At 72.4% G+C, this 25,604-nt stretch carries 28 protein-coding genes; 7 read left to right on the top strand and 21 right to left on the bottom strand.

Annotated features, from left to right (window positions below; genetic code table 11):
- Positions 1-2: 2 nt before the first annotated feature.
- From IE311_RS21230 to IE311_RS21190, 9 genes are all read right to left on the bottom strand, one after another.
- Positions 3-1,454 (bottom strand): purine-cytosine permease family protein, encoded by a 1,452-nt coding sequence (locus IE311_RS21230; protein ID WP_229902058.1) that lies wholly within the window; start codon positions 1,452-1,454, stop codon positions 3-5.
- Positions 1,451-1,825, bottom strand: a complete 375-nt coding sequence (locus IE311_RS21225) for a Rieske (2Fe-2S) protein (RefSeq protein WP_189833341.1) — start codon at positions 1,823-1,825, stop codon at positions 1,451-1,453. The genes IE311_RS21230 and IE311_RS21225 overlap by 4 nt, the downstream gene beginning before the upstream one ends.
- Positions 1,822-2,673, bottom strand: coding sequence for an iron-containing redox enzyme family protein (locus tag IE311_RS21220; RefSeq protein WP_189833340.1), 852 nt, complete (start codon positions 2,671-2,673; stop codon positions 1,822-1,824). The genes IE311_RS21225 and IE311_RS21220 overlap by 4 nt, the downstream gene beginning before the upstream one ends.
- Positions 2,670-3,476 carry a dihydrodipicolinate synthase family protein gene (locus IE311_RS21215; RefSeq protein ID WP_189833339.1) on the bottom strand — a complete coding sequence of 269 codons (807 nt, stop codon included), beginning with the start codon at positions 3,474-3,476 and terminating at the stop codon, positions 2,670-2,672. The genes IE311_RS21220 and IE311_RS21215 overlap by 4 nt, the downstream gene beginning before the upstream one ends.
- 25 nt (positions 3,477-3,501) lie before the next feature.
- Positions 3,502-4,053, bottom strand: coding sequence for a DUF6190 family protein (locus tag IE311_RS21210; RefSeq protein WP_189833338.1), 552 nt, complete (start codon positions 4,051-4,053; stop codon positions 3,502-3,504).
- Entirely contained in the window at positions 4,043-5,221 is a 1,179-nt protein-coding gene (locus IE311_RS21205) for an aminotransferase class I/II-fold pyridoxal phosphate-dependent enzyme (protein ID WP_189833337.1), read from the bottom strand. Before IE311_RS21205 ends, IE311_RS21210 begins: the two co-directional genes overlap by 11 nt.
- Before the next feature lie 219 nt (positions 5,222-5,440).
- Complete coding sequence (locus tag IE311_RS21200; protein WP_189833336.1) at positions 5,441-6,142, bottom strand: DsbA family oxidoreductase; 702 nt, start codon at positions 6,140-6,142, stop codon at positions 5,441-5,443.
- A 36-nt stretch (positions 6,143-6,178) separates the two neighbouring features.
- Entirely contained in the window at positions 6,179-6,979 is an 801-nt protein-coding gene (locus tag IE311_RS21195; RefSeq protein ID WP_189833335.1) for an MBL fold metallo-hydrolase, read from the bottom strand.
- 33 nt (positions 6,980-7,012) lie between these two features.
- Positions 7,013-7,951, bottom strand: coding sequence for a DMT family transporter (locus IE311_RS21190; RefSeq protein WP_189833334.1), 939 nt, complete (start codon positions 7,949-7,951; stop codon positions 7,013-7,015).
- A gap of 122 nt (positions 7,952-8,073) precedes the next feature.
- On the opposite strand from IE311_RS21190, the gene IE311_RS21185 reads away from it, so the two are divergent.
- Positions 8,074-8,736, top strand: coding sequence for a TetR/AcrR family transcriptional regulator (locus IE311_RS21185; RefSeq protein ID WP_189833333.1), 663 nt, complete (start codon positions 8,074-8,076; stop codon positions 8,734-8,736).
- A 147-nt stretch (positions 8,737-8,883) separates the two neighbouring features.
- Here the strand turns inward: IE311_RS21185 and IE311_RS21180 are convergent, their stop codons facing one another.
- From IE311_RS21180 to IE311_RS21165, 4 genes are all read right to left on the bottom strand, one after another.
- Complete coding sequence (locus IE311_RS21180) at positions 8,884-9,558, bottom strand: TetR/AcrR family transcriptional regulator (protein WP_189833332.1); 675 nt, start codon at positions 9,556-9,558, stop codon at positions 8,884-8,886.
- A gap of 214 nt (positions 9,559-9,772) precedes the next feature.
- Positions 9,773-10,687 (bottom strand): DMT family transporter, encoded by a 915-nt coding sequence (locus IE311_RS21175; protein ID WP_189833331.1) that lies wholly within the window; start codon positions 10,685-10,687, stop codon positions 9,773-9,775.
- Positions 10,688-10,820: 133 nt separating this feature from the next.
- Positions 10,821-11,516, bottom strand: coding sequence for an ArsR/SmtB family transcription factor (locus IE311_RS21170; RefSeq protein WP_189833330.1), 696 nt, complete (start codon positions 11,514-11,516; stop codon positions 10,821-10,823).
- An 18-nt stretch (positions 11,517-11,534) separates the two neighbouring features.
- Positions 11,535-12,209 carry a TetR/AcrR family transcriptional regulator gene (locus IE311_RS21165; RefSeq protein ID WP_189833329.1) on the bottom strand — a complete coding sequence of 225 codons (675 nt, stop codon included), beginning with the start codon at positions 12,207-12,209 and terminating at the stop codon, positions 11,535-11,537.
- An 84-nt stretch (positions 12,210-12,293) separates the two neighbouring features.
- Between IE311_RS21165 and IE311_RS21160 the strand changes: the two genes are divergently transcribed.
- The 3 genes from IE311_RS21160 to IE311_RS21150 all read left to right on the top strand — a co-directional run bounded on the left by IE311_RS21160 (position 12,294) and on the right by IE311_RS21150 (position 14,531).
- Positions 12,294-13,451, top strand: a complete 1,158-nt coding sequence (locus IE311_RS21160) for an acyl-CoA dehydrogenase family protein (protein WP_189833328.1) — start codon at positions 12,294-12,296, stop codon at positions 13,449-13,451.
- A gap of 88 nt (positions 13,452-13,539) precedes the next feature.
- Positions 13,540-13,827, top strand: a complete 288-nt coding sequence (locus tag IE311_RS21155) for a YiaA/YiaB family inner membrane protein (RefSeq protein ID WP_189833327.1) — start codon at positions 13,540-13,542, stop codon at positions 13,825-13,827.
- A gap of 74 nt (positions 13,828-13,901) precedes the next feature.
- A complete protein-coding gene (locus IE311_RS21150) occupies positions 13,902-14,531 on the top strand; it encodes a TetR/AcrR family transcriptional regulator (RefSeq protein WP_189833326.1) in 630 nt (209 codons plus the stop codon).
- Here the strand turns inward: IE311_RS21150 and IE311_RS21145 are convergent.
- Positions 14,519-14,980: a MaoC family dehydratase gene (locus IE311_RS21145; RefSeq protein WP_189833325.1), complete on the bottom strand. Its 462-nt coding sequence runs from the start codon at positions 14,978-14,980 to the stop codon at positions 14,519-14,521. The two genes, IE311_RS21150 and IE311_RS21145, sit on opposite strands and share 13 nt — an antisense overlap.
- A 105-nt stretch (positions 14,981-15,085) precedes the next feature.
- Here IE311_RS21145 and soxR point away from each other — a divergent pair, with 105 nt between their 5' ends.
- Positions 15,086-15,562, top strand: coding sequence for a redox-sensitive transcriptional activator SoxR (gene soxR, locus IE311_RS21140; RefSeq protein WP_189833324.1), 477 nt, complete (start codon positions 15,086-15,088; stop codon positions 15,560-15,562).
- A 59-nt stretch (positions 15,563-15,621) separates the two neighbouring features.
- Here the strand turns inward: soxR and IE311_RS21135 are convergent, their stop codons facing one another.
- The 5 genes from IE311_RS21135 to IE311_RS21115 all read right to left on the bottom strand — a co-directional run bounded on the left by IE311_RS21135 (position 15,622) and on the right by IE311_RS21115 (position 21,397).
- The gene (locus IE311_RS21135) at positions 15,622-16,371 is read right to left on the bottom strand and encodes a 3-keto-5-aminohexanoate cleavage protein (RefSeq protein WP_189833323.1); all 750 of its coding nucleotides are present in this window, start codon (positions 16,369-16,371) and stop codon (positions 15,622-15,624) included.
- Positions 16,368-16,982, bottom strand: coding sequence for a hypothetical protein (locus IE311_RS21130; RefSeq protein ID WP_189833322.1), 615 nt, complete (start codon positions 16,980-16,982; stop codon positions 16,368-16,370). Before IE311_RS21130 ends, IE311_RS21135 begins: the two co-directional genes overlap by 4 nt.
- Positions 16,983-17,209: 227 nt before the next feature.
- Positions 17,210-18,478: an alpha/beta hydrolase family protein gene (locus IE311_RS21125; protein WP_189833443.1), complete on the bottom strand. Its 1,269-nt coding sequence runs from the start codon at positions 18,476-18,478 to the stop codon at positions 17,210-17,212.
- Positions 18,479-18,677: 199 nt separating this feature from the next.
- On the bottom strand, positions 18,678-20,021 hold the full coding sequence (locus IE311_RS21120; RefSeq protein ID WP_189833321.1) for an erythromycin esterase family protein: 1,344 nt from the start codon (positions 20,019-20,021) through the stop codon (positions 18,678-18,680).
- 119 nt (positions 20,022-20,140) lie between these two features.
- On the bottom strand, positions 20,141-21,397 hold the full coding sequence (locus IE311_RS21115; RefSeq protein WP_189833320.1) for an exo-beta-N-acetylmuramidase NamZ family protein: 1,257 nt from the start codon (positions 21,395-21,397) through the stop codon (positions 20,141-20,143).
- A gap of 163 nt (positions 21,398-21,560) precedes the next feature.
- Between IE311_RS21115 and IE311_RS21110 the strand changes: the two genes are divergently transcribed.
- On the top strand, positions 21,561-22,337 hold the full coding sequence (locus IE311_RS21110; protein WP_189833319.1) for an SDR family oxidoreductase: 777 nt from the start codon (positions 21,561-21,563) through the stop codon (positions 22,335-22,337).
- Positions 22,338-22,420: 83 nt separating this feature from the next.
- On the top strand, positions 22,421-23,014 hold the full coding sequence (locus tag IE311_RS21105; RefSeq protein WP_189833318.1) for a TetR/AcrR family transcriptional regulator: 594 nt from the start codon (positions 22,421-22,423) through the stop codon (positions 23,012-23,014).
- A 281-nt stretch (positions 23,015-23,295) separates the two neighbouring features.
- On the opposite strand, the gene IE311_RS21100 is transcribed toward IE311_RS21105, so the two are convergent.
- A complete protein-coding gene (locus IE311_RS21100; protein WP_189833317.1) occupies positions 23,296-24,510 on the bottom strand; it encodes an acyl-CoA dehydrogenase family protein in 1,215 nt (404 codons plus the stop codon).
- A gap of 6 nt (positions 24,511-24,516) precedes the next feature.
- Positions 24,517-25,539, bottom strand: a complete 1,023-nt coding sequence (locus tag IE311_RS21095) for a phosphotransferase family protein (protein ID WP_189833316.1) — start codon at positions 25,537-25,539, stop codon at positions 24,517-24,519.
- Between the last annotated feature and the right edge of the window lie 65 nt (positions 25,540-25,604).

Raw genomic sequence — 25,604 nt, 5'->3', positions numbered from 1 at the left:
GGTCACCTCGCACCGTGGGTCGGGGGCAGCAGCGGCTCCGGCCACACCCGGCACAGCGCCCCGTACAGCACGGCGGCGACCGCGAAGGAGGCCGGCAGGCTCAGGTCGACGCCGCCCGTGAGGCCGGTCAACGGACCGGTGTACAGCGGGTTGTTCACCCAGAGGACCCCGACGGCCGAGCCGGCCGCGAAGGCCGTGGCGGCCCGCGGGTTGACCCCGCCCGCGTACCAGTACCGTCCGCCGCCGCCCGTGGTGAAGGTGCGCAGCGCCTCCGCGTCGTACCGGCCCCGGTGGAGGACGTAGCCGACGAAGAGCACGGCCGCCCACGGGGCGACGACCGTGAGGAGCAGCGTCACGAACGCCGACATCGCGTCCATGGCGTCGTACACCACCGCCCCGAGGTAGAGCACGGCCGCCGCGAGCAGCGCGACCACCGTGGTCACGGCGGCCCGTGAGGCACGCCAGAACACCGAGTTGGCGGAGAGCCCGGCCGCGTACAGACAGAGCCCGGCCTGCGGCAGGGTGCCCGCGAAGCCGAAGACCACGACCGCCACCGCGAACCAGCCGGGGACGGCGTCCGTCAGCCCCTGGAGCCACGGCTCGTCGGGCACGGGGAAGAGGGTCGTCACGTACGCGCCGGTGAGCAGCGCCGCGAGACTGCTGAGGAACATCGAGAGCCCGCTGGCCCGCACGACCCGGCCGGTGGGGGTGGAGGCCGGCATGAAGCGGGTGTAGTCGCCCTGGAAGGTGGCGTACGACAGGGGCACGGTGGCGGAGGCGGTCGCCGCGAGCAGCCAGGTGTGCAGGGGGCTGTCGAGCGCGAGCCTCCCGCCGGCGTAGCCCGCGTCGAAATCCGGGGCCAGGACGATCACGGTGCCGAGCAGGACCACGCCGCCCGTGACCGCGGTGACCCTGTATGTACGGACCAGGGTCTCGTGGCCGCGCACGGCGACCAGCGCGACCGCCGCCGCCGTCACGAACATCGCGGCCGTCAGCGCGCCCGGTCCCGTGGGGGTGGAGAGCAGCCGGTGCCCGGCGACCATGACGGCCGTGCCGCCCGTCCACACGGCGATGGCGAAGAAGCCGAGCGCGGTCACCACCGTGATGGTGTTGCCGACGACCCTGCCCCGCACCCCGAAGTGCGCGCCGCTCGCCACGGGGTCGTTGGTGCCGGTCCGGATGCCGAAGCGGGCGAGCGGCGCGAGCAGCGCCGTGCCGACGGCGACGCCCACGGCGACGGCGCTCGCCGAGGCCCACCAGCCGAGGCCGAAGACGACGGGCAGCGCGCCGAGGACGACCGTGCCGAAGGAGAACTGCGCGGAGGGCCAGATCCATCCGAAGTCGCCCGGTGTCGAGGTGCGTTCGGCCTCCGGAACCGGCGCGATGCCGTCGTGGTCGGCCGCCGCGCGGGGCGGCGCCACGGTGGACGCCGCCCCGGTCGGTGTCGTGGTCATGAGGCGCCCCCGGACGGCGCCGCCTCGTGCGGGGCCGCCCGGTCGGGGGCGGTGCGGATGTCGTGCGCGGGGACGCGCTGCTCGGGGACGGCGAGGTCCCCGGGCAGGACGTCCACCACCCGCAGCGCCGCGCACGCCGCTCCCGAAAGACGCTCCCCGCTGGTCAGGTCGAAGGTGGTGTGGTGCAGGGGGCACGTGATCCGCAGCCTGTCCCCGTCGACCCTGCCGTACTTGAGCCTGCCCCCGCGGTGGGGGCAGACGGCGGCCGCGAGGACCTTGCGGCCGCCGGCCTCGACCAGCACCAGCTCCTCGGTCACCTGACGGACGGTGGGCTCGTCGGAGGCCCGCCGCCCCGCCGGCACGGCCGTCATGCGACGGTCTCCCGCGCCCGCGCGACAGCCGCCTCCGTGGCCGTTCCGACGATGTCGGAGGCCAGCCGCACACCCGCCCAGATCTTCGCCAGGTCCGGCTCGTCGAGGGCGCGGATCGCCGTACGCATGTGGCTGCTGTGGTACGCGTCGATGTACAGGTGCTCGGTGTAGTAGGCGTCATGGACGATTCCGAGGCGCCGGGCCGCCCGCGCGAAGCTCTGGAAGGCGTAGAGCACGCTGGTCTCGAAGTAGGCGTACGCACCCAGGAAGTACTGGGGCGAGGGCGCCCGGCTCGCCAGCCAGTGGAACATGTTGACGTAGGCGAAGCACTCCGGGGTCGTCTCGTCGAGGTAGTCGTCGAGCCGGAGGCTCAGCCCGAGTTCGGTGAGCAGGTCGCGGTAGAGCTGGGAGTGCGCCTTCTCCTCGTTGCCGCAGCCGAGTTCGTCGATGAGGACGCGGAAGACCGCCATCGCCGAGCGGTACGGCAGCCGGGGGACCACCGGGAGCAGGGACTCGGACTCGGTGAGACCGTCGAGGGCGAACTGCCGCACCACGACCTCGAACTGCGCGCGCGTCGCGTGCTCGGCCAGGAAGGTCGCGCTCTCCGGCAGCGAGGCCTCCTCCTCGGCGAGGTACTCCTTGAGCGCCTGGAGCAGCTCGCCGGCCGAGCCGAACGAGGGGGCGGAGGCCTCGTACGCCCGCGCCTTGGGAAGGATCCACCGCTCCTCGATCGCGGTCATCGACCCGTAGTCGCCGAGGTTGGGGACCCGCCGGTAGAGGCTGTGCAGTTCGCGCTGCGCGGTCGCGGCGGGGGCCGTGATCGAGTGGGAGGCGGGGATGGTGCTCATACCGCCTTCGCCTCCTCGTGCACGGTGGGGGAGGCGATCACACCGCGCCGGTGCAGTTCCTTCTTGACCCAGCGGTACCAGTCGTCCTTGAAGACGCCGTACCGCTCGCAGACGGTGTTGATCTCCGCCTGCCGGTCCGGGGTCGGGTCGACCAGCATCGCGTTGCACAGGGAGGGCTCCAGGTTGGCCAGCGGGCCGATGAAGCCCTCGATGCCGCGGGCGTCGACGAGGAGGTTCTCCCAGCCCTCGAAGACCGGGATGCCGGTACCGGCCTCGGCCATCCTCCGGGTGAAGGCGGCATCGCCGCTGGACTCCTTGATGCCGACGATCCCGGGTATCTCCTTGCAGATCCGGATCAGGGTCTCGAACTCGATCCGATTGCCCGAGAGCGCCTCCTCGTTGTAGAGGAAGATCGGGATGTCGAGCGCCGCGCGGATGGCCTCGTAGTGCTCGACGATCCGGTCCTGGGTCACGTCCTTGCCGAACGGCGTGGTGACGACGACGGCGTCCGCGCCGATCGCGGCCGCCGTGCGGGCCCGCTCGATCACCGCGTCGGTGTCGGGAAGCTGGATGCCGGCGAGCACCGGCAGGCCGGCCGCGTGCCGGACGGTGTAGGTCACGACGTCCTGCCACTGCCGGGCGTCGAGCTTCCAGCCCTCACCGGAGGTCAGGGCCGGCATGAAGCCGGTGACCTCGGCACGGATGTGGTCCAGGAGACGGACGACGCTCTGCTCGTCGACGACGCCGTGCTCGTCGAGGGGGGTGATCAGCGGGACGACGGTCCCGGAGTAGGTGCCAGGCATGAGTGGGCTGCCCTTCGGAAAGTCTTCAGAGGTTTTCGGAGACGACCGTCAGCACCAGCGACTGCTGGTAGAGGTCCTCCAGGTACGCGGGGAACGAGGGCTCCGCGCCGGGAGCGGGAGCGTCGGCCGACGCGAGCGGGGCGAGCGGGGCGAGCGGTACGACCGGCAGGCCGGCCGTGGCGGTCAGCCGGGGGCTGGCCGTGTAGAGCGTGCCGCCGCGTCCGACGACCTGGGCGATCAGCAGGCGTTCGTGCGCGGGCAGACCGTCGAGCCCGGGTGTCGTGAAGGCCCGGCGGACGTCGTCCTCCTCGTAGCCGACCCGGTCGATGGCCAGGTCGGTGTGGAGGACGTCCATGAAGGGGTAGTAGGCGTCCTGCACCTCTCGCCCGTAGCCCCACACGAGGTCGTCGCAGCGGCCGACCTGCTCCCAGCTCATGACGACCCCGCCCGCGTCCCCGGCGGCCAGCCGGCCGGCGAAGAAGGCCTTGGCGGCCACCCGGACGGTCTCGTCCTTGCTGTGCATGCCCATGAAGGCCGTGGCGTCGATGAACGCCACCGGGTTCGCGTCAGCCGGCATAGCGCTCGAGCACCTTCCGCATCCGCTCCATCGCGCCGGCGAAGACCTCCGGCTCACGGGCCAGGGCCAGGCGCAGGAAGCGCTCGCCCTTCTCCTTGGTGTTCCAGTAGAAGAAGGTGCCGGGGAGGACGTACACCTCCTCGTCGAAGAGTTCGGCCTGCAGCCGGGTGGCCGTCAGGTGCTCCGGCTTGATGCGGAACCAGGCGACGCTGGTGCCGACGACCGGCTCCTGGAACTCGAGGATGGTGCCGCCGAGAGCGGTGCGGGCGGCCTCGCCGTTGGTGCTGATGATGTCGCGGACGGAGGCGAAACCGTCGGTGATGGAGTCCTCGACGTACTGGGTGACCATGTTGAGGACGAACGGGGAGACGTTCAGCAGGACGCTGGTGTGGAGGTTGTAGACCTCCTCCTGGATGTCCCGGCTGGCCGTGATCATGGCGCACTTGGCGTCCTGGATCGGCCAGGTCTTGCCGGTGTCCTCCATCACCATGTAGGTGACGCCGGAATCCTCCAGGAGCCGGTAGATGTCCACCCGGCCGACGCCCTCGTCGCAGAGCGCGAAGGACGCGAAGCAGAAGTCCATCACCAGGACCTTGTCGTGGTCCACGCAGTAGCGGACGACCTCGCGGAAGCCGTCCAGCTTCTCGGCGAGCAGGGTGAACCCGGTGGGGTTGTTGGGGTCGACGAGGTAGATCGCGTCCGCGTCGACCTGCTCCACCAGGCGCTCGTAGATGGCGTCCTTCTCGTGCAGCGCCGATTCGGCGAGCGGGGAGATGGGCACCTGCATGTTGCGCAGCAGGTCGACCAGGTTGTCGAAGCAGGGCTCGACCAACTGCACCGACTTGCCGCGCTGCTTGAGGAACATGCCGGCGACCATGGTCGACACGCTGGCGGAGTAGGAAAGGAGCGTGCGGTCCATCGCACGGGCGGTGGGCTGCTGGTGCAGCCGGAAGAAGGCGTCGATGAACCGGCGCTCGAAATGCGCCTGCTGCTTCGACTCGGACTCGTGCCAGAGCTCGGGGAGACGCGAGACGATCCGCTCCTGGGAGGCGGACTGCCGCTGGTGGGTGTGCGCGTCCGCCAGATTGAACCGGGTCTTCAGGGCTTCGATCTCGTGCTGGGTGAGGTCGACGAACGTGCTGACGTCTGCCTTGTCGGTCAACGACATGAAGAACTCCCGCTGTCGATACGAATCTCCGTCCGGAATTCCGGCGGCGTGAATGACTGTAGGAGCTTCGACCGGCCTTGCGAATAACGGCCGGGTCACGCAATTAATAATCACCGCGATGTTCTGTCGGCAAAAAAAAGGAACGACGGCCAGGCATTCCTCGAAAAGGAATGCCTGGCCGTCGTTCCTGTGGCGCGGCCGCTTCCGGCGGCTTTTCAACTATTCAGTGGCGGCCCTCAGCAGGATGTCCTCGTATACCTTCGGGTCGTCCGCGGCGATCACCGGCCAGCCGATGCCGTACGCCCCCTCCCAGTCCACGTCGATGCCGGGGTTGGGGTGGTCGGAGCCGTCGGGCAGGAACAGATGCGGGCTGCAGTCGACCCGGTCGCTCTTGGCCAGCGCGGCCTGGTCGGAGAGCGCCCGGCGCGCCCGGCCGTCGTCCAGCGCCTCGGCGAGGGCGTCGACGTCGACGGCGCCGGTGTCCGCGGCCACGTCCAGGATCACCTTGCGGTGGCTGATGCAGCGGGACTCCGCCCAGAAGGCGCGACGCAGCCCGAGGTCGAGCTGCTCCGAGGCGTTCAGGCTCTGCGCCTTGGCCGCGAGCACCGCCTCCAGGGCGGGGAGGGTCGTCGAGGGGTAGAGCCAGTCCTTGGCCTGCCACAGCTGCCAGCCGGCGGACGGTTCGAGGCTGGCCATCCGGGCGACCTCGCTGTCCGTGCCGGGGCGCGGGCTCGGGGCGTCGTTGAGCAGTTCGAGGGGGAAGGCGCGCAGGTCGAAGGAGACCTGCTCCTCCAGGCCCAGCCGGGCCCGGGTCTCGTGCAGCCGGTGGACGGCGATGTGCGCGAAGGAACACCAGATGTCGGAGAAGACGGTGACGACTCCGCGCTGCGGGGTCAGATCGGCGGTGGTCGGGTCGGACATGGTTCTCCTCGGTCGGTACGCGGGCGGTGCGGCGGCTCAGCCGCTGGGGGACTCGACGGCGTCGAGCGCCGCCTCGAGGTCGAGGTCGGCGCCGGGCAGCCAGGCGGGCAGGGACGGGATACGGGCCATCGCGTCGAAGAGCCGGGGTACGGCGTCCTCGCGGACGGTCGGCCCGTGGGCGCTCAGCAGCTTCGCGGGGCGCAGGGCGGCCAGCTCGTGCACCGGCCGGAGGAACTTGGTCTCGTCGACCAGTGCGGTCCACGGGGCTATCGCCCGGTTCAGGACCTCGAAGCCGTGGAAGAATTCCTCCTCGGAGAGATCGGCGAACTCCTGGCCGAATTCCTCCGTCACGGTCCCGAAACTGTCGGAGCTGTAGAGCGTTCCGTCGGAATGGTCGAAAACGGCGAGGGTTCCGGGTGAATCGAACGTGGGCGGCCGGTGAAAACTCAGCTCACGGTCGCCGACTTTCACGCGACTTCCCGGGTTCGCCGTCACCACGCGGTTCTGTGGAATGTCGAACTCTTCCGATATTCGCGTCACCGATATGGCGTTGGCGAGCACCTTCGCGTGCGGCGCGGCCGCCAGGATCCGGGCGAGGGCTCCGGTGTGGTCGCGGTCGTCGTGGGTGACGACCACCCAGCGCAGATCGGCCGGCTCGACCAGCGACCAGAGGGAGTCCAGGAAGCCCTCCCGGTCCACGGGCATGCCGGTGTCCACCAGGAGCGGCTGTCCGGACCGGAGGAGGAAGGCGTTCACCGGCTGGTCGCCGAGCCCCGGGATGGGCAGCGCCGAGGGGAGGACGTGGATGTCCGGCCCGGCGGTGTAGGACGCTTTCATGGCACACCTTTCGGTCGGCGGGGGAGCCGGCGGTCAGACGAGCTGGATGGTCAGGGAGCCGGCGATCAGCAGGGCGAGGCCCAGGGCGCGAGGCTTGGTGAGGGAGCGCTGGGGGAGTTTGAAGAGGCCCTTGTGGTCGATCAGGGCCGAGGTGAGCTGCTGTCCGGTCACGGTGAGCGCGATGGTCACCGCGGCCCCGATCTCGGGGATGAGCAGGAAGGTCCCGGTGACGTAGGCGGCGGCGCAGGCGCCACCGAGCCAGCCCCACCAGGGCATCTTCTTCAGCGGGGCGATCTTGGGCTTCGGCGTCTTCCGGGTCGCGTACAGCACGAGCAGGACGACGGCGATGGTGAAGGTCGCCACGGCGAAGCTGATCACGGCGACGGTGACGGGCTGCTTGAGCTGGGCGCGCAGCTGGGCGTTGACCGCGCCCTGCACGGGCAGCACCGCTCCGGCGACGATGCCGAGGGCGAGCCAGCCGGCGCGGCCGGCGCTCGACATCTTGGGAGCGCCGGGCGGGGCCGCCGCCTTCATGCCCCGGATGATCACGACGATGCCCGCGAGGACGGCCACGGCACCGATGACGATCCCGGCGCTCAGGTCCTGCTTCTCGAGGCCGAGGAGGCCGAAGAGGTCGAGCGCGAGCGAGGCGAACATCTGGCCGGTGACGAAGAGTCCGACGGCGGCGAGGGCGCCGAGCCGTGGGAAGAGCAGGATGCCGCTGGTGATGTACAGCGGACTGGCCAGTCCGCCCAGCAGCTGCCAGGGCTCGACGTCCGGCAGTTTGCCGAGCGCGCCGAGTGCTCCGGCCGCCACCGCGAGCACGGTCAGCAGACCGGTCGCGACGCCGAGCTGGATGGTCGAGGCGCCGTACGGGGTGCCGACGGCCGAGTTGAGCTGGAGGTTCACCGAGGCCTGGACGGCCAGGAGGCAGCCGACCAGCAGGGCCGCGGCGAGGAGCGCGGTGTGCATCTTGATCTCCCTGGGGCGGGATGGCGAGCGGGTAAGTGGACACTGAGTCCGTTTAGCATGCCACGGGAGACAGCAAACGGACAAGGTGTCCACTTAGCTCCGAGGGAAGTAGGGTCTGGTCCATGAGCGACGACGAGCAGCGGGGTCGTGGAGCCTCCTCCGTCCACCGGGTCGGCGGGCTCCTCGGTGATCTCCAGGCCGCGGACGACCAGCCGGTCGCCCCGCGCAGACGCGCGGACGCGGAACGCAACCGTGCCCAGATCCTGGCCGCGGCCGAACAGCTCTTCGTCGAGCAGGACCCGCGGACGGTCACCATGGACCGGATCGCCAAGGCCGCCGGAGTGGGCCGGGCCACGCTCTACCGGAGCTTCCCCGATCCGTCCTCGGTCGCCGTCGCGCTGCTCGACGAGCACGAGCGCCGCCTCCAGGGGCAGCTCATCTACGGCCCGCCGCCGCTCGGACCCGGCGCTCCCGCCGGGGAGCGGCTCGCGGCGTTCTATCTGGCGATGCTCGACCTGCTCGAACGGCATCTGCCGCTGGCCCTGGGGGCGGAGACCGGCCCCGCGCGCTTCCGGACGGGGGCGTACGGCTTCTGGCGCGTGCACGTCCGCACGCTCCTCGTCGACCACGGGATCCGTGACCCCGACCCGCTGATCGACATCGCGCTCAGCCCGCTCTCACCCGAGCTCTTCCAGTTCCAGCGGCACGAACTCGGCCTCTCGACCGAGCGCATCGGCCGCTCCCTGGCGGACTTCGCCCGTCAGTTGCTGCGCTCGGGGGAGTGAGGCGGGGCCGGTTCGGCGGAGGAGCCGAGCGGGCCCGTGCGGCGGAGGACGCACGTGGGCCCGTGCGGCGGAGGGTGTGAGCGGGCCGGTACGGCGGAGGGGCGGACGGGCCTGTGCGGGACCGGACAGGCCCTCGGCGACGGCGGCCTAGACGCCGTGCGGTCGCCCGGTCGGGTGGACCAGTCCCGGAAGGATCAACTCCCAGATGCGGCCGAGCCGTTGCTCGGCGGGTCCGTGCAGCGCGCCGTTCTCGGCGGTCCTGGGGCCGTCCGCGGGCCAGGCCTCGTCGGACGGCGTGCGGGGGCGGCGCATCTCCAGCTCGACCCCGGTGATCACATAGCCGATCAGTGCGGCGACGGCCGTCGCGTCCACACCGGGACGCAGGGCCTTCTCGGCCGCCGCGTACCGTGCGAGACGGGAGACCTCACGCCGCCACGGGCAGTCCCCGGACATCCCGGGGTCGGTTAACTGCAGTTCGCGCGCGAGCCGTTCACCGGCCCGGGCGACGGGATCGGTCTCGAAGAGCCGGATCAGCGCGTGCGTGGTGATCACCAGCTTGTCGATCGCCGTACCGCCCACGCCCTCCGCGGACAGGCAGGCCGATTCGACCGTGATCCTGGTGACCGCGCAGGCCCGCCCGCGTACCGCCGTCGCCAGATCCGCCTTCGTCGCGAAGTGGAAGACGAGCGCGCCGGTGGTGACCCGGGCCTCGCCGGCGATCCTCGCCAGCGAGGCCCGTTCGTACCCTTGCCCGTCGAACACCCTCGCGGCCGCCGACAGGATTTCCTGTCTCGTACGTTCCGCCCGCTGCTGAATCGCCATGAGCTCCCCCGTCGGCTTGCGAGAAGGTGCCGGAGCGTGATGTTCCGGCCCGCGCCTGTGACCGACTCGAAACTATCCGGCCGGGAGGCCACGAAACGTGCCCTCTGGTCCGACCGGCCGGAACTGGGGCTTGACGGACATCTCCGCTCCAGGTCGCGGGCGCCGACCCGGCGCCGCACGTCCGTGAAGTGACCGGAACCGGGGGTATGGCCTGTCAGGTGGATTCAGCCGTTCCGGAGGTGGCGGAGGTCCGTGAACGGGACCGCGATACGGCCACCCCGGCCAGGCACAGAGCACCCCCCGCCAGGGTGAGCGGCGCCGGCAGCTCGCCCAGGAACAGCCACGCCATCAGGACGACGAGAGCGGGCACGGCGTACGTCGTCGCGCCCATCCGTCCCGCGGTCGTACGGGCCAGGGCATAGGCCCAGGTGGTGAACGCGAGCGCGGTCGGGAAGACCCCGAGGTAGACCATGTTCAGGGTCGCCGACAGCGGGGCCCGGGCCGCCTCCTCGACCAGCTGCCCGGCGAACGGCAGGCAGGCCACCGCGCCCACCAGGCACCCGAAGGTCGTCACCTGGAGCGCGCTGCCGTGGGCGAGCGCCGGCTTCTGCGCCACGACCCCGCCCGCGTACGCCGCCGCGGCCAGGAGGCAGAGCAGTACCCCCAGTACCGAGGCGTGTCCGCCGGAGGAGCCGCCGGACATCGAGAGGCCCACGGCCACCGCGCCCGCGAAGGACACCGCCATGCCCGCGAGCAGCCGGGGCGGCAGCGACTCCTTCAGGAACCGGGCGCCGAGCAGGGCGATCAGGATCGGCCCGATGTTCACCACCATCGCCGCCGTGCCCGCATCGACCTCCTGCTCACCCCAGTTGAGCACCACCATGTAGACCCCGAACCAGAGCAGCCCCGAGACCACGATCCCCGGCCAGGCGGCCCGCTGCGGCAGTCCCTCCCGCCGGATCAGGAGCACGGTCCCGAGGACCAGGACCCCGGCGAGCAGCCGTCCGAGCGCGAGCGCGCCGGGGGAGTAGGCCTCTCCGGCGCTGCGGATGGAGACGAAGGCGGAGGCCCACAGGACGACCGTGACACCGGCGGCGGCGAGGGCGAGCCGCGAGGATTGCTTCTGCATGGCTCGACCGTAGGGCGAGGACGCTTCGGCGTTCACCGCAATATCCCCGGGGTGCGGGAGGCGGGGCGCGACGGGCGGGGCGTGGGAGCCGGCCGGCGAGGGGACGGCGCGCGGGCGGTACGGAGGGCGAAGGTCACCGCAGCTCCTCCGGGGTGATGCCCAGGGACGCGTACAGGGCTCTCTCTCCCTCCCCCGTCACTTTGACGGCCCGTTCGGATCCGATCCGCACGCACCAGCCCGCGTCCAGGGCGTGCCGGCACAACGCGGCGCCCGCGATCCCCGCGAGGTGCGGCCGCCGCTCGGTCCAGTCGAGGCAGCCGCGGGCGACGGGCCGCCGCCCCCGGCGTTCGAGGGGGACACCCAGCTCGTCGAACCAGGCGAGCCCCGGATCGGTGAGCGCGAACCCGGTGTCCTGGTGCAGCAGTCCGCGTGCGGTCATCGCCTCGGTGATCGTGATGCCGAGCCGTCCGGCGAGATGGTCGTAACAGGTCCGTCCCCGGGCCATCGCCCGCCCGGCGCCGGCGGCGCCCAGCGAGCGGGGCGGCGCGGCCACCGCCGGTTCGGACCGTGCGGTCAGGTCCTCGACGAGATGCGCGATCCCGGCGTCGGCGAGTCGTACGTAGCGGTGGCGGCCCTGCCGCTCCTCGGCCAGCACACCGCCGGTGACCAGCTTCCCGAGGTGCTCGCTCGCGGTGGACGGCGCCACGCCCGCGTGCCGGGCGAGCTCCCCGGCGGTCCAGGCGCGCCCGTCGAGCAGGGCGAGCAGGAACGCGGCGCGGGTCTCGTCCGCGAAGAGCGCCGCGAGCGCGGCGAGGTCACTGGCTGCCATGCGTCCAGCGTCCCGTACTCACGCTTCGGCGACGGCCGAAGTGTCGTGCGCGGCCCCGGTCCGGGCCTCGTACTGCAGCCGCAAGCCGTCGAGCAGGGCCCGCAGGCCCGTCTCGAAGGCGCCCTCGTCGACCTTCTGGCGGTGCTCGGCCAGGCGGTGCGCCTGTCCGAGGTGGGGGTAGTCGGCCGGGTCGTAGGCCGTCTCGTCGTCGACGAAGCCGCGGGCGAAGGAGCCCAGGGCGGAGCCGGTGACGAAGTAGCGCATCAGCGCGCCGATGGAGGTGGCCTGGGCGGGTGGCCAGCCTGCCCGGACCATCGCGCCGAAGACGGCGTCCGCGACGCGCAGGCCCGCCGGACGGCGGCCGGGGCCCTGGGCGAGCACCGGGACGATGTGGGGGTGGTCGGCGAGGGCGGCCCGGTAGGAGACGGCCCAGTCGTGCAGGGCGGTCAGCCAGTCGCGGCCGTCGGACTCGGCGAACATCGACAGGTCGATCTTGGCGCTCACCGCGTCGGCGACGGCGTCGAGGATCTCGTCCTTCGTGCGGAAGTGGTTGTAGAGCGAGGGCCCGCTCACCCCGAGTTCGGCGGCGAGCCGCCGGGTCGAGAGCGCGCCGAGACCCTCGGCGTCCACGAGCGCGCCCGCCGTCTCGACGATGCGGTCTCGGCTGAGCAGGGGCTTGCGCGGTCGGGCCATGGCGCACATAGTAGGCCCGCACAGAAAAAACTAGCAGTGGTAATTAATGACCGGCCGGGCGACGCCCGGGTGAGGGGTGGCACCGTGGATCTGGCGCTGAGCGAGGAGCAGGAAGCCGTACGGCGGCTCGCCGAGGACTTCGTCGCACGCGAGGTCACCCCGCACGCCGCCGCCTGGGACCGGGCCGAGGAGGTGGACCGGGCGATCGTGAAGAAGCTCGGCGCCGTCGGCTTCCTCGGGCTCACCCTCCCGGAGGAGTACGGCGGCTCCGGCGGAGACCACCTCTCGTACTGCCTCGTGACCGAGGAACTCGGCCGCGGCGACTCCTCCGTGCGCGGCATCGTCTCCGTCTCCCTCGGCCTGGTCGCCAAGACCGTCGCCGTCTGGGGCAGCGAGGAGCAGAAGTCGTCCTGGCTGCCCCGGCTCGCCTCCGGCGAGGCGCTCGGCTGCTTCGGCCTCACCGAGCCCGGCACCGGCTCCGACGCCGGGAACCTCGCCACCCGTGCCGTCCGGGACGGCGACGCCGGTGACTATGTGATCAACGGCGCCAAGATGTTCATCACCAACGGCACCTGGGCCGATGTCGTGCTGCTCTTCGCCCGCACCAACGACACCCCCGGCCACAAGGGCGTCTCCGCCTTCCTCGTCCCCACCGACACCCCCGGCCTCACCCGCCGTCCCGTCCACGGGAAGCTCGGCCTGCGCGGCCAGGCGACCGCCGAGCTGGTCCTGGAGGACGTCCGCGTCCCGGCCGGCGCGATGCTGGGCCCCGAGGGCAAGGGCTTCACCGTCGCCATGTCCGCCCTAGCCAAGGGGCGCATGTCGGTCGCCGCCGGCTGCGTCGGCATCGCCCAGGCCGCCCTCGACGCGGCCGTGCGGTACGCGGGGGAGCGCGAGCAGTTCGGAAAGCCCATCGCCTCGTACCAGCTCGTGCAGGAACTGATCAGCGACATCGCCGTCGACGTGGACGCCGCCCGGCTGCTCACCTGGCGGGTCGCCGATCTGATCGACCGGGGGCAGGACTTCGCCACCGCCGCCTCCAAGGCGAAGCTGTACGCCTCCGAGGCCGCCGTCCGCGCCGCGAACAACGCCCTCCAGGTCTTCGGCGGCTACGGCTACATCGACGAGTACCCCGTCGGCAAGCTGGTCCGGGACGCGCGCGTGATGACCCTGTACGAGGGCACCAGCCAGATCCAGAAGCTCATCATCGGCCGGGCGCTGACGGGAGTCTCGGCCTTCTGAGCCTCCGCGCCCGCCCGGACCCTTCTGAGTACGCGGCTGAGTACGCGGACGGATGTGGCCACCGCCACATCCGTCCGATGCTGTGCCCATGAGCGACACACCGGTCAAGCAGCAGAACACCGCCGCCTACTACATGCAGGCCGTCCTCTCCTTCGGGATCGCCCTCGCGGCCGTGGCCATCGGGATCTTCCAGCTGGAGGCCAGCGCCTGGGTCCGCGCCTTCCTCGCCGTCTCGGTCCTCTACCTCACGACCTCCGCCTTCACCCTCGCCAAGGTCGTCCGTGACCGCCAGGAGGCCGGGCAGATCGTCAGCCGGGTCGACCAGGCCCGGCTGGAGAAGCTCCTCGCCGAGCACGACCCCTTCCAGAAGCTCTGAGTCGCCGGTCTCTAAGCGCTTGCTCACCCTCGTTGTATGGTGTTCGTCCTGACGGGGTCGAGAAGGAGTGTGGGATGAGCGTGGCGGAGGAGACGCCCGGGGGCGAGGACATGCCCTGGGGCGAGGTCACGCCCGAGGCGGCCAGGCGGCTTCTGGTGGCCGCCGTCGAGGCGTTCGCCGAGCGCGGCTACCACGCCACCACCACCCGGGACATCGCCGGCCGGGCGGGGATGAGCCCGGCCGCGCTCTACATCCACTACAAGACCAAGGAAGAGCTGCTCCACCGGATCAGCCGGATCGGTCACGACAAGGCGCTGGAGATCCTCCGGGCCGCGGCCGCCGGCGACGGCACGGCCGCCGAGCGCCTCGCCGACGCCGTCCGCTCCTTCGTCCGCTGGCACGCCGAGCGCCACACCACGGCGCGGGTCGTCCAGTACGAGCTGGACGCCCTCGGCCCCGAGCACCGTGCCGAGATCGTGGAGCTGCGCCGCGAGTCCGACGCGGCGGTGCGCGGCATCATCGACGAGGGTGTCGCGGCGGGCGAGTTCGACGTACCGGACGTGCCCGGCACCACGGTCGCCGTGCTCTCGCTCTGCATCGACGTCTCGCGCTGGTTCAACGTCCAGGGCCGCCGGACGCCCGACGAGGTCGGCGCGCTCTACGCCGACCTCGTCCTCAGGATGGTCGGCGCTCAGAAGAAGTAGCGGGAGACCGACTGGGCGACGCAGACCGGCTTCTCGGAGCCCTCGCGCTCCACCGTCACGGCCGCCGTCACCTGCACACCGCCGCCCGCCTCCTCGACCTTGGTCAGGACGGCCGTGGCGCGCAGCCGCGAGCCGACCGGCACCGGGGCGGGGAAGCGGACCTTCTCGGTGCCGTAGTTGAGGCCCATCCTCATGCCCTCGACCCGCATCACCTGCGGAACGAACAGCGGGAGCAGCGACAGGGTCAGATAGCCGTGCGCGATGGTGGTGCCGAACGGCCCGTCGGCGGCGCGCTCCGGGTCCACGTGGATCCACTGGTGGTCCCCGGTCGCGTCCGCGAAGAGGTCGATCCGCTTCTGGTCGATCTCCACCCAGTCGCTGTGTCCCAGCTGCTCGCCGACCCCCGCGCGCAGCTCCTCGGCGGAGGTGAAGATCCTCGGCTCGGCCATGTTCCTGGTCCTCTCTGGTACGGCATACCCAACGGTCGGTATCTAAGCGCTTGCTCAGCATGTGGGGTTCGTGGGCCGCTGTCAACGGACCAGTAGGGTCGCGGAGTGCCGCAGATTCCAGAGAAGATCCACGAACTCACCGTCGGCCAGCTCTCCGCCCGTAGCGGGGCCGCCGTCTCCGCCCTCCACTTCTACGAGGCGAAGGGGCTCATCAGCAGCCGCCGCACCACCGGCAACCAGCGCCGCTACGGCCGCGACACCCTGCGCCGGGTCGCCTTCGTCCGCGCCGCGCAGCGCGTCGGCATCCCGCTGGCCACGATCCGCGAGGCGCTCGCCCAGCTTCCGGAGGAGCGCACGCCCACGAACGAGGACTGGGCCCGGCTCTCGGGCGCCTGGCGCACCGAGCTCGACGAGCGCATCAAGCAGCTCGGCCGGCTCCGCGACCACCTGACGGACTGCATCGGCTGCGGCTGCCTGTCCCTGGAGACCTGCGTCCTGTCCAACCCCGACGACGCCTTCGGCGAGCGGATGGCGGGCTCCCGGCTGCTGCCGGTACGCAACCCCACCCCGGACGCGTCCTAGGTCGTCTCTTTCGGATCTTGCCGGGCGGCGCGGGCCAGGCAAGATCCGGAAGAGACGGCCTAGGCCCGCCCCGCGAGGGCGGCGGTCACCAGCTCGGCGTTGGAGCGGGCCGGGGTGCCGTCCGGCAGCAGCAGGGTGTCCTCGAGTCCGATACGGGCGGCGAGGCCCAGACGGCGGGCGAGCCGCAGCACCGGCCACGCTCCGCCGTCCTCCCCGTGGAGCAGTACGGGAGTCCCGGGCGGGAGTCCGGGCTCGAGCTCGGCGAGGAGCGAGCACGCGGCCGCCTCGGCCGACGCTCCGGTCTCCGGGTTCGGGGCCCTCGCGACGACCCGCAGCACCAGGGGCGCGAGCGGGGAGCGCGCGAAACGGGCCGGGCCGTCGGTACGGGCCCACAGGGCGGCCTCGACCCCGATCCCGCGCTCCAGCAGGGCCGCGGCCACCTCCTCGGCGCCCGGCTCGCGCCAGTCGACCGACACGAGGTCGGGCAGTACGTCCCAGGAGCGGATCCGCTCCGGCAGGCGCCCCGGATCGGGTTCGGCGGCCATGTCGGTGGTGACCCGCACCGGGGCACCGACCGCCGCCCGGACCGAGGCCAGCACCGGCGCCAGCACCCGGGGCGAGAGCGAGGTCCCCCCGCACGGCGTCCGGGGATGCACCCGCACCTCCCGCGCGCCCGCCGCCACCGCCCGCGCCGCGGACTCCGCGAGCGACTCCGGCGACATCGGCACCGCGGCCGAATCCCCGGGCCCCCGTGTCCCGTTGAGACAGACCTGGAGAACCGGAGGCGCACCGGTCCCAGGAGCGGTCACGCCGCCGACGCCAGCGAGCGGTTCCGCTCCTCGCGGGCGCGGGCCAGGGCCCCCGAGGTGAGCACCGCACGCGGCACGCCCACCCCGCAGTCCCCGCAGACCGGGCCGAGCCACGGCTCGTCGGTGTCGCCGGAGCCGGTCCATTCGATCCGGGGCCCCGAGCACACCGGGCACCGCTCGCCCGGTCCGCGCTCGAGCGCCGTGATCAGCCGCCGCAGCACCTCCGGCAGCGGGTCCGTCGGATGCACCGCCGGGTCGCCGCACCGCACCACGCCGTTGCCGCCCCAGACGCGCCGGTGCCAGTCGTCGAGCGCGCCGAGCCCGCGCAGGCCGTCGTGCTTCTCGCGCCGCCGCCGGGCGGCGAACTCCTCCTCGTACGCGAGCCACACGGCCCGCGCCTCCTCCAGCTCGTCGAGCGCGGCGATCAGCCGCCCGGGGTCGAGCTCCCGGTCCTCGGGTCCGAACCTGTGCCTGCTGCACAAGTGGTCCCACGTCGCCCGGTGCCCGTACGGCGCGAACCGTTCCAGACACTTGCGCAGGGAGTACCTGCGCAGCGCCGTGTCGCACCCCGGATCGCGCACCTGTCTCGCGAGACTCCGGAAACCGGCCATCTCTCGCCACCTCCGTCGCTGGTCCTTCCGCGGTATCAGAGGGACGAACGAGCGCGCCGCCGTGTTCCATCGAAATTCCGATGGCAGCCATCAGTGGTGCGCGAGGTGCTCCAGGGAGAGGGCGGAACCGAGGAGTCCGCTGTGGTCCCGTGCCTGGTCCACGGGCCGATCCGGCCCGGACGCACCCGCCGACCCGGACCCGACGCACCCGCCGATCCGGCGCCGGTCTACCGGCCGACCCTGGCCGCCGACACCACCACCCGGGCCAGCTCGGGACGGCAGATGTCGCTGTGCGAGCGGACCACGTCCGCCGTGTCCACGCTCACGCACCCCGAGGCCGGCACTCCCTCGCGCAGGGTCGCCGCCAAGGTCCGGACCACCGTCCCGGGCACCGCCCGGACGCCGTCGTGCCCGATCGCCCCCCAGCGCGGATCGTCCGAGCCGATCAGTCCGGCCGCGGGGCCGAACGACTCGGAGTCGCGCGCGAGCCGGGACGCCAGCGGGTACATCACCCGGAGTGCCGCGTCGTGCCGCGAGTAGCAGGCCACCAGGGGACCCCGGACCCGCGACTGCATGTCCCGCAGCGAGCCGGAGCGGCCGGGGTCGTGCGGCAGCCGCGCCGCGAACGCGTAGTGCGAGAAGGCGCCCTGGAGGAGGGTCACGGAGGCCACCGGACGGGCCCCCGACGGCAGCCCCCCGAGCGCGTGCGCGACGAGCCGGGCGCCCATGCTGTGGCCCACGAGGTGGACGCGGAGACCGGGGGCGGCGCGTGCGACCTCGCCGAGCAGGGGCCCCAGGCCCGAGGCGCCGACCTGCCCCGCCCGCTTCTTCATCACGTAGTACGTGGCCTGCCGCAGAACCTCCCGGGCGCCCTTCCAGTACCGCCCGAGGCCCCCGCCGAAGCCTTCCGCCGGCACGGCACCCGCACCCGCACCCGCGGCCGCGGCCGCGGCCGCAGCCGTGGTCGCGGTCGTGTCCGCCTCCAGCGCCTCGGTGAACAGGGCGCACACCTCCACCGGGTCCGCGACCAGGAACGCCGGCAACGGCTCCCCGGACCCGGCGGCGACGCCCTCCCCGTCCGCTCCGGCGAACACGTCCGTCAACTCCCGCAGCAGCGCCCCGAACTCGGCGAACGCGCTCTCCTCGGCCGGCATCGTCACGAGCAGTTCGGTGAGCCGGTCGAGGACCGGCTCCTTCTCCGGCAGGACCGTCACGAGCGCCCGGTAGTCGGGGACCGGCTCGCCGGTGAACATCATCGAGGGCCAGATCACCCCCGCGTACCCGGCCTCGATCCCCGGGGCGAGCAGACCCGGGAAGGGCTCGAAGAAGTCGGAGCAGAGGCGGGTGGCGCCGGAGGGGGAACTGTTCCATCCGTGCGCCAGCATCACCAGGTCGGTGACCCCCTGGCGGGCCAGTGCGGCGAGGGCCGCGGACTGCCCCGCGGGTCCGTCGCCCTCCTTGTCGAAGGTGATCTCCCGGTACGGCTCCACACTCATCCCGGTCACGGCCCGACCGTCCCTCCACGTCGAGGTGGCCGCCGCGCCCCGGGCGCGTACTGCGCGGGCGGCGGCCCATGGCAAGGATGCCCGCGCGGAGCCCCGGCCAGACCTCGGCCGGGACCCGTACTGTTCCGGCCTCGAAGGCCGTTCCACGCGCGCTAACCACCGCCGCCCGGAGCCCCGTTCGGCCTCCCGCTCAGCGCAACCGCGCCGCCGTGACGCGGGGGAAGTGGATGAGCAGATCGAACGCGGTGGACAGCCGGACCCGGGCCTCGGTGCCCGGCCACGGGTACGCGGTTCCGACGACCCGGCTCGTCCGGTGGGTGCCGAGCCAGTCGCGTGCCGCCGGCGTCGTGTGCCGCAGGTCCAGGTAGAAGGCGCCGGGTGACACCCGGTCCAGGGTGTGGGCGTTGCTGTCGGGGCCGAGCGTGCCGACGGTGAACGAGCGGAGCGGCTCGCCCGGGGCTCCGGTGTCGTGCGCGTTGAAGGAACCGCGGCCGAAGGAGGCGCCCACGCTCACGTAGTCCCGGCCGAGGGCGTCCCGAAGGAAGGCGCCCTGGATCCGCGGGTACTGGTCCGGTGTCGTGGTCTCGTAGCCCACGTGCCCGTTGTGGGCGGAGAGCAGGATCCGGTCGCCGGTCCTGCGCTGCCACCACACGGTGTTCTCGGCCATGATCCGGTCGCGGTAGAGCATCGCCTCGGCGACCCCGGCCCCCGTCTCGAAGTCGTGGGCGTACTCGGTGCCGACCTGGGCGATGGCCCGCGCGTGCTGGACCGCCCACGCCGCCGCCTCACGCGCGCGTGCGTCCTTGCCCGCGGGCTGCCGCTCCAGGAGGGCGAGGGCCGTGTTCACCTCGCGGGCCATCCGCTGCCGCTCGGGGCGCGGCCTGGCCAGGTACCCCTTCATCCACGTCTCCGTCCCGCCCGCCGGGCGCGAGGCCCGGTACAGCTCCCGGAAGCGGGGGAGCAGTGCGGGGTGGGCGCGGGCCACGTACGCGGTCACGTCGTCGAAGATGTTCGGGCCCGCGTAGCCGAGGTCGTTGCCCATGAAGCGGACCTGGTGGCCGGGGTGGAGCTGGTTGTGCCGCCGCATCCAGAGGAACAGGTCGAGGTACTCCTCGGTGTTCCAGAGGCGGTACGACTCCTGGAACTCGTCCCGCATGATCGCCCGGATGTCGCCGCGGCCGGTGCGCACCCACTCGTCGACGAGCAGCCCGGTCGACCAGTTGGCCTCCAGGGCGAAGGTCCGGAAGCCCTGCCGCTCCACGAGGTGCTCGAAGATCCGGTGCTTGGTGGTGAAGAACTCGGCCGAGCTGTGGGTGGCCTCGCCGATGCCGACGACCTTGGCCGGGCCGATCATCCGGTCGAGCGGCCGCAGATCGGTCAACGGCTCCGCGGTACGCGCTAGTTCGCGCGCGGGATCGGGGGCGGCCGGGGGCCCGGACGCCCCCGCGGCGGGCGCGAGGGTGCCGAGGCAGGCGGCGACGAGGAGTCCGACGAGGGGCAGACGGCGTCGTAAGGAACGGGTGGAGAAGTTCATGGGACCAGCGTTGCCGGAGTGACGTGCGGGAGGACATCCGGCCCGCACCCCGGTGGATCGGGGGACAACCCCACCAGGACCTGCGGATCGTCGCCCTCTGACCGACGCCCCGCCGCTCCCTAGCGGTAGAGCAGATACTCCTTCCGCACCGCCCGGAAGGCCGCCAGGTCCGCCTGCCAGGCCCCGACCACCTCGTCCACGCCCGCGCCCGCGTCGATCAGCGTCCGCACCCGGGTCGACCCCGTCAGCTTGTCGATCCAGTTGTCCGCGCGCCACGCGAAACCGGACCATGTGGCGCGGGCGGTGACCAGGAGCCCGATCCCGGCCCGCACCGGGTCGAAGCTCTCCCGGTCGTGGACGTGCACCTGCACCCCGCCCACGGTCCTCCCCTGGAACTTGGAGAACGTCGGCGCGAAGTACGCCTCGCGGAACCGCACCCCGGGCAGCCCGAGCGCGTTCGCCGCCTCCGCCCACCGCCGGTCGATCCCCTCGGCGCCGAGGAGTTCGAAGGGGCGGGTGGTGCCCCGGCCCTCCGAGAGGTTCGTCCCCTCGAAGAGACAGGTGCCGGAGTAGACGAGCGCGGTCTCCGGGGTCGGCATGTTCGGGCTGGGCGGCACCCAGGGCAGCCCGGTCGTGTCGAAGAAATCGGTGCGCCGCCAGCCCGTCATCCGCACGGTCTCCAGGGCGACCGGCGCCGTCAGGAACTCGCCGTTGAAGAGACTGGCCAGCTCGGCCACCGTCATGCCGTGGGCCTGCGCGATCGGCTCGCGCCCGACGAAGGTGGCGAACGCCCGGTCGAGGACCGGGCCGAGGGCCGCGCGCCCGGTCACCGGGTTCGGCCGGTCCAGGACCACGAACCGCTTCCCGGCGAGAGCGGCGGCCGCCATGCAGTCGTACAGCGTCCAGATGTACGTGTAGAAGCGCGCGCCGGCGTCCTGGATGTCGAAGACGACCGTGTCCACGCCGGAGGCGGTGAAGACGTCGGCGAGCGGCTGCCCGCTCTTCAGGTACGTGTCGTAGACGGGCAGTCCGGTCGCCGGGTCGTCGTAGCGCCCCTCGGAGCCGCCCGCCTGCGCGGTGCCCCGGAAGCCGTGCTCGGGGCCGAAGACGGCGACCAGGTCCACCCGCTCGTCGGCGTGCATCACGTCCACGAGGTGCCGGGCGTCGCGAGTGATCCCGGTCGGGTTGGTGACGACGCCGACGCGTTCGCCGGCGAGGAGGGCGTAGCCGTCGTCGGCGAGGCGCTCGAAGCCGGTCCGTACCCGTCCGTGCCCGTGCCCGTGCGGCTCTCCCGCTGCCGCGGCGGCGGGCGCGGTGGCCGTGACCGCCCCGAGGGCGCCTCCGGCGGCCAGCAGACTCCGTCGGGACAGGCTCATGCGGAAACCTCCTCGATCGCCGGCCCCGGCCGGGGCCGTGACATGGGCACGCACGCTAGCGCTCCTGACGGCCCCGGGGAACGAGGCGTGCGGCCGACACTCTTCCGTCTCTCCATACCGACTGGTTAGTCTGTCGGCGTCGTCACAGCGGAGAGGTGGGTCCATGAGCGAGGGCACGAACCAGGTCCAGGGCGCCGGAGTGGTCGTCACGGGAGCCGGCGGGGGCATCGGCGCCGCCCTCGCGCGCCGGTTCGCGGCCGAGGGGGCCCGGGTCGTCGTCAACGACCTCGACCCCGTCCGCACCAAGGCCGTCGCCGAGGAGATCGGCGCCCTCGCCGTCCCGGGGGACGCCTCCGCCGTCGTCGACGAGGCCCGTGAGGCCCTCGGCGGCACCGTCGACATCTGGTGCGCCAACGCGGGACTCTCCTCGCCCGGCGACGCCTTCGCCGACGAGGACGTCTGGGCGGCCGCCTGGGACGTCAACGTCATGGCCCACGTCCGCGCGGCCCGCGCCCTGCTCCCGGACTGGCTGGAGCGCGGCAGCGGCCGGTTCGTCTCCACCGTCTCCGCCGCCGGACTGCTCACCATGATCGGCGCGGCGCCGTACAGCGTCTCCAAACACGGCGCGTACGCCTTCGCCGAATGGCTCTCCCTCACCTACCGGCACCGCGGTCTCGCCGTCCACGCCATCTGCCCGCAGGGCGTCCGTACGGACATGCTCACCGCCGCCGGAACGGCCGGTGAACTGGTCCTCGCCCCCACCGCCATCGAGCCCGAGGACGTCGCCGACGCCCTCCTCGACGCCATCGCCGCCGACCGCTTCCTGGTCCTGCCGCACCCCGAGGTGGCCGGCTACTACCGCAACCGGGCCACCGACCCCGAGCGCTGGCTCGGCACCATGAACCACGTCCAGCAGGCCTGGGAGACGGGCACCCGTTAGACCGGTCTCCCGCGGATGGGAAGATCTAGCGGCGGGATCACGTTCCGCTGACCGAAAACGATCACCAAGGAAGGCGGCGGAGCATGGCCAGGACGACGGACGGGAGCGGCACACCCGTCCCCCAGAGGCTCCTCGCCGCCGCCACCCGGCTCTTCGCCGAGCGGGGGTACGACCGCACCTCCGTCCAGGAGATCGTCGAGGCCGCCGGGGTGACCAAGGGCGCGCTCTACCACTACTTCGGCTCCAAGGAGGACCTCCTCCAGGAGGTCTACTCCCGCGTCCTGCGCCTCCAGCAGGAGCGTCTCGACGCCTACGCGGACGCCGACGCGCCCATCGAGGACCGGCTGCGCGACGCCGCCGCCGACGTGGTCGTCACCACCATCGAGAACCTCGACGACGCCGCCATCTTCTTCCGCTCCATGCACCACCTCAGCCCGGAGAAGAACAAGCAGGTCAGATCCGAGCGGCGGCGCTACCACGAGCGGTTCCGCGCCCTGATCGAGGAGGGTCAGCAGGCCGGGGTGTTCTCCTCGGCGACCCCCGCCGACCTGGTCGTCGACTACCACTTCGGCTCCGTGCACCACCTCTCCACCTGGTACCGCCCGGACGGCCCGCTCACCCCCGAGCAGGTCGCGGGCCACCTCGCCGACCTGCTGCTCCGCGCCCTCCGCCCCTGACGGTCCCACGGGGCACGACGGACCCGAGCGAGGGGGCGGAGCCGCCCCGGCCGTGTCCGACGGTGCGCCCGGTGCCGGACGACACCGTCCGGTTCACCAGGGGGCCGACCTCGGTGGACGTCGTCCACGACCCGGGGCGGTGGCCGCGGGCCCCGCCCCCGGATACGTCACGAGCGGCGGCGAATCCGCCGTCCGCGCCCGCTTCCCCGCCTCGTTCGGCGCGTCCCCAGGGACGCCGGACATCGTCCCGCGCCCCGACCGGGTCCGCCTCCTGCCTCGCCCTACAGGTACTTCTTCAGCTCCCGGCGCGCCAGCGACCGCTGGTGCACCTCGTCCGGGCCGTCCGCGAGCTTCAGCGTCCGCGCCGCCGCCCACAGCTCGGCCAGCGGGAAGTCCTGCGAGACCCCGCCCGCCCCGTGCGCCTGCACGGCCTTGTCGATGATGTCGACGACCGCGCGCGGAGTCGCGATCTTGATCGCCTGGATCTCCGTGTGCGCGCCCCGGTTGCCGACGGTGTCCATGAGCCATGCCGTCTTGAGGACGAGCAGCCGCAGCTGCTCGATCGTCACCCGCGCGTCCGCGATCCAGTTCTGTACGACGCCCTGCTGGGCGATCGTCTTCCCGAAGGCGGTACGGGAGACGGCGCGCCGGCACATCAGCTCGACGGCCCGCTCGGCCATGCCGATGAGCCGCATGCAGTGGTGGATGCGGCCGGGGCCGAGCCGGGCCTGCGCGATGGCGAAGCCGCCGCCCTCCTCGCCGATGAGGTGCGAGGCGGGGACGCGGACGCCGTCGAAGATCACCTCGGCGTGACCGCCGTGGGAGTGGTCCTCGTACCCGTAGACCCGCATCGCGCGCCGCACCTCGACGCCGGGGGTGTCGCGCGGCACGAGGATCATCGACTGCTGGCGGCGCGGGTCGGCACCGTCGGGGTCGGTCTTGCCCATGACGATGAAGATCCGGCAGTCGGGGTTCATCGCCCCGGAGATGTACCACTTGCGGCCGTCGACGACATAGGAGTCGCCGTCCCGCCGGATCCGGGTCTCGATGTTGGTCGCGTCCGAGGAGGCGACCTCGGGCTCGGTCATCGCGAACGCGGAGCGGATCTCGCCGGTGAGGAGAGGCTCCAGCCACTGCTTCTTCTGCGCCTCGTCGCCGAACTGGGCGAGCAGCTCCATGTTCCCGGTGTCGGGGGCGGCGCAGTTGAGGGCGGTGGGGGCCAGGTGGGGGCTGCGGCCGGTGATCTCGGCGAGCGGCGCGTACTGGAGGTTGGTCAGTCCGGCCCCGTACTCCGCGTCGGGGAGGAAGAGGTTCCACAGGCCCTGCCGCTTGGCCTCGGCCTTGAGCTCCTCGACGACCGCCGGGGTGTCCCAGGGGGAGGTGAGCAGGGCGCGCTGCTCCTCGGCGGTGGCCTCGGCCGGGTACACGTGCTCGTCCATGAACGCGAGGAGTTTCGCCCGCAGTTCCTCGGTCCGGGCGTCGTAGGCGAAGTCCATGGTGGTTCAGCCCTCCTGAAGGGTGGTCAGGCCGTGCTCGATGAAGACGGGGACGAGTTCGCCGATGCGGTCGAAGCCCGCGCCGACCGTCTGCCCGAGGGTCCAGCGGTAGTGGATGCCCTCCAGGATCACGGCGAGCTTGAACCAGGCGAAGGCGGTGTACCAGGCGAGGCCGGAGGTGTCGCGGCCCGAGCGGGCCGCGTAGCGCTCGACCAGTTCGGCGGCGCTCGGGTGCCCGGGGGCCGTGGCGGTGGTGGAGACGGGGGAGTCCGGCAGGCCGAGCGGCGTGCTGTACATGACGAGCAGGCCGAGGTCGGTGAGCGGGTCGCCGAGGGTGGACATCTCCCAGTCGAGGACGGCCCTGATGCGCTCGTCCCCGTCGATGAGGACGTTGTCGAGCCGGTAGTCGCCGTGGATCACGGTGGGCGCCGGGGAGGCGGGCAGCGCGCGGCCGAGGGCGGCGTGCAGCTCGTCGATCCCGGCCAGTTCACGGCCGCGCGAGGCGTCGAGCTGCTTGCCCCAGCGGCGCAGCTGCCGGTCGAGGAAGCCGTCGGGGCGTCCGAAGTCGCCGAGCCCGACGGATTCCGGGTCCACGGCGTGCAGGTCGACGAGGGTGTCGACGAGGCCGAGGACGGCGGCGCGGGTGCGCTCGGGGCCGAGCGGGGCGAGCTCCCGGGCGGAGCGGTAGGGGGTGCCCTCGACGAACTCCATGACGTAGAAGGGCGCCCCGAGCACGGAGTCGTCCTCGCAGAGCAGCAGCGTCTCCGGCACGGGCACGCGAGTGGTGTGCAGGGCGCTGATGACCCGGTGCTCGCGCCGCATGTCGTGGGCGGTGGCGAGGACGTGGCCGAGCGGGGGCCGCCGGACGACCCAGCGGTTGGTGCCGTCCGTCACGACGTACGTCAGGTTCGACCGCCCGCCTTCGATCAGCCGGGCTTCGAGGGGGCCGGACACCAGGCCGGGGCGCTCGCGGTCGAGGTGGCGGCGCAGCTGCTCGGGGTCGAGGCCTGGCGGCGGGGCGGAACTCATACGTGCGTACCTCCGGATCGGCTTCGGTCGGCTGTCATGATGACCGACCAGTCGGTATGTCGTCC

The sequence above is a fragment of the Streptomyces zaomyceticus genome, assembly GCF_014656215.1.
GTDB lineage: Bacteria > Actinomycetota > Actinomycetes > Streptomycetales > Streptomycetaceae > Streptomyces > Streptomyces zaomyceticus.
Note: the sequence above shows the minus strand (reverse complement) of the source record. Positions and strands in the feature narration are given on the sequence as shown.

Coding starts and splice junctions, on each gene's coding strand:
- IE311_RS21210 (WP_189833338.1), bottom strand. CDS start 4,053: ATGCCGGCTGACGCGAACCCGGTGGCGTTCATCGACGCCACGGCCTTC.
- IE311_RS21175 (WP_189833331.1), bottom strand. CDS start 10,687: ATGCAGAAGCAATCCTCGCGGCTCGCCCTCGCCGCCGCCGGTGTCACG.
- IE311_RS21190 (WP_189833334.1), bottom strand. CDS start 7,951: ATGCACACCGCGCTCCTCGCCGCGGCCCTGCTGGTCGGCTGCCTCCTG.
- IE311_RS21120 (WP_189833321.1), bottom strand. CDS start 20,021: ATGAACTTCTCCACCCGTTCCTTACGACGCCGTCTGCCCCTCGTCGGA.
- IE311_RS21220 (WP_189833340.1), bottom strand. CDS start 2,673: ATGAGCACCATCCCCGCCTCCCACTCGATCACGGCCCCCGCCGCGACC.
- IE311_RS21230 (WP_229902058.1), bottom strand. CDS start 1,454: ATGACCACGACACCGACCGGGGCGGCGTCCACCGTGGCGCCGCCCCGC.
- IE311_RS21185 (WP_189833333.1), top strand. CDS start 8,074: ATGAGCGACGACGAGCAGCGGGGTCGTGGAGCCTCCTCCGTCCACCGG.
- IE311_RS21195 (WP_189833335.1), bottom strand. CDS start 6,979: ATGAAAGCGTCCTACACCGCCGGGCCGGACATCCACGTCCTCCCCTCG.
- IE311_RS21145 (WP_189833325.1), bottom strand. CDS start 14,980: ATGGCCGAGCCGAGGATCTTCACCTCCGCCGAGGAGCTGCGCGCGGGG.
- IE311_RS21155 (WP_189833327.1), top strand. CDS start 13,540: ATGAGCGACACACCGGTCAAGCAGCAGAACACCGCCGCCTACTACATG.
- IE311_RS21165 (WP_189833329.1), bottom strand. CDS start 12,209: ATGGCCCGACCGCGCAAGCCCCTGCTCAGCCGAGACCGCATCGTCGAG.
- IE311_RS21200 (WP_189833336.1), bottom strand. CDS start 6,142: ATGTCCGACCCGACCACCGCCGATCTGACCCCGCAGCGCGGAGTCGTC.
- IE311_RS21150 (WP_189833326.1), top strand. CDS start 13,902: ATGAGCGTGGCGGAGGAGACGCCCGGGGGCGAGGACATGCCCTGGGGC.
- IE311_RS21130 (WP_189833322.1), bottom strand. CDS start 16,982: ATGGCCGGTTTCCGGAGTCTCGCGAGACAGGTGCGCGATCCGGGGTGC.
- IE311_RS21170 (WP_189833330.1), bottom strand. CDS start 11,516: ATGGCAGCCAGTGACCTCGCCGCGCTCGCGGCGCTCTTCGCGGACGAG.
- IE311_RS21225 (WP_189833341.1), bottom strand. CDS start 1,825: ATGACGGCCGTGCCGGCGGGGCGGCGGGCCTCCGACGAGCCCACCGTC.
- IE311_RS21115 (WP_189833320.1), bottom strand. CDS start 21,397: ATGAGCCTGTCCCGACGGAGTCTGCTGGCCGCCGGAGGCGCCCTCGGG.
- IE311_RS21095 (WP_189833316.1), bottom strand. CDS start 25,539: ATGAGTTCCGCCCCGCCGCCAGGCCTCGACCCCGAGCAGCTGCGCCGC.
- IE311_RS21125 (WP_189833443.1), bottom strand. CDS start 18,478: ATGAGTGTGGAGCCGTACCGGGAGATCACCTTCGACAAGGAGGGCGAC.
- IE311_RS21100 (WP_189833317.1), bottom strand. CDS start 24,510: ATGGACTTCGCCTACGACGCCCGGACCGAGGAACTGCGGGCGAAACTC.
- IE311_RS21180 (WP_189833332.1), bottom strand. CDS start 9,558: ATGGCGATTCAGCAGCGGGCGGAACGTACGAGACAGGAAATCCTGTCG.
- IE311_RS21215 (WP_189833339.1), bottom strand. CDS start 3,476: ATGCCTGGCACCTACTCCGGGACCGTCGTCCCGCTGATCACCCCCCTC.
- IE311_RS21105 (WP_189833318.1), top strand. CDS start 22,421: ATGGCCAGGACGACGGACGGGAGCGGCACACCCGTCCCCCAGAGGCTC.
- IE311_RS21110 (WP_189833319.1), top strand. CDS start 21,561: ATGAGCGAGGGCACGAACCAGGTCCAGGGCGCCGGAGTGGTCGTCACG.
- IE311_RS21205 (WP_189833337.1), bottom strand. CDS start 5,221: ATGTCGTTGACCGACAAGGCAGACGTCAGCACGTTCGTCGACCTCACC.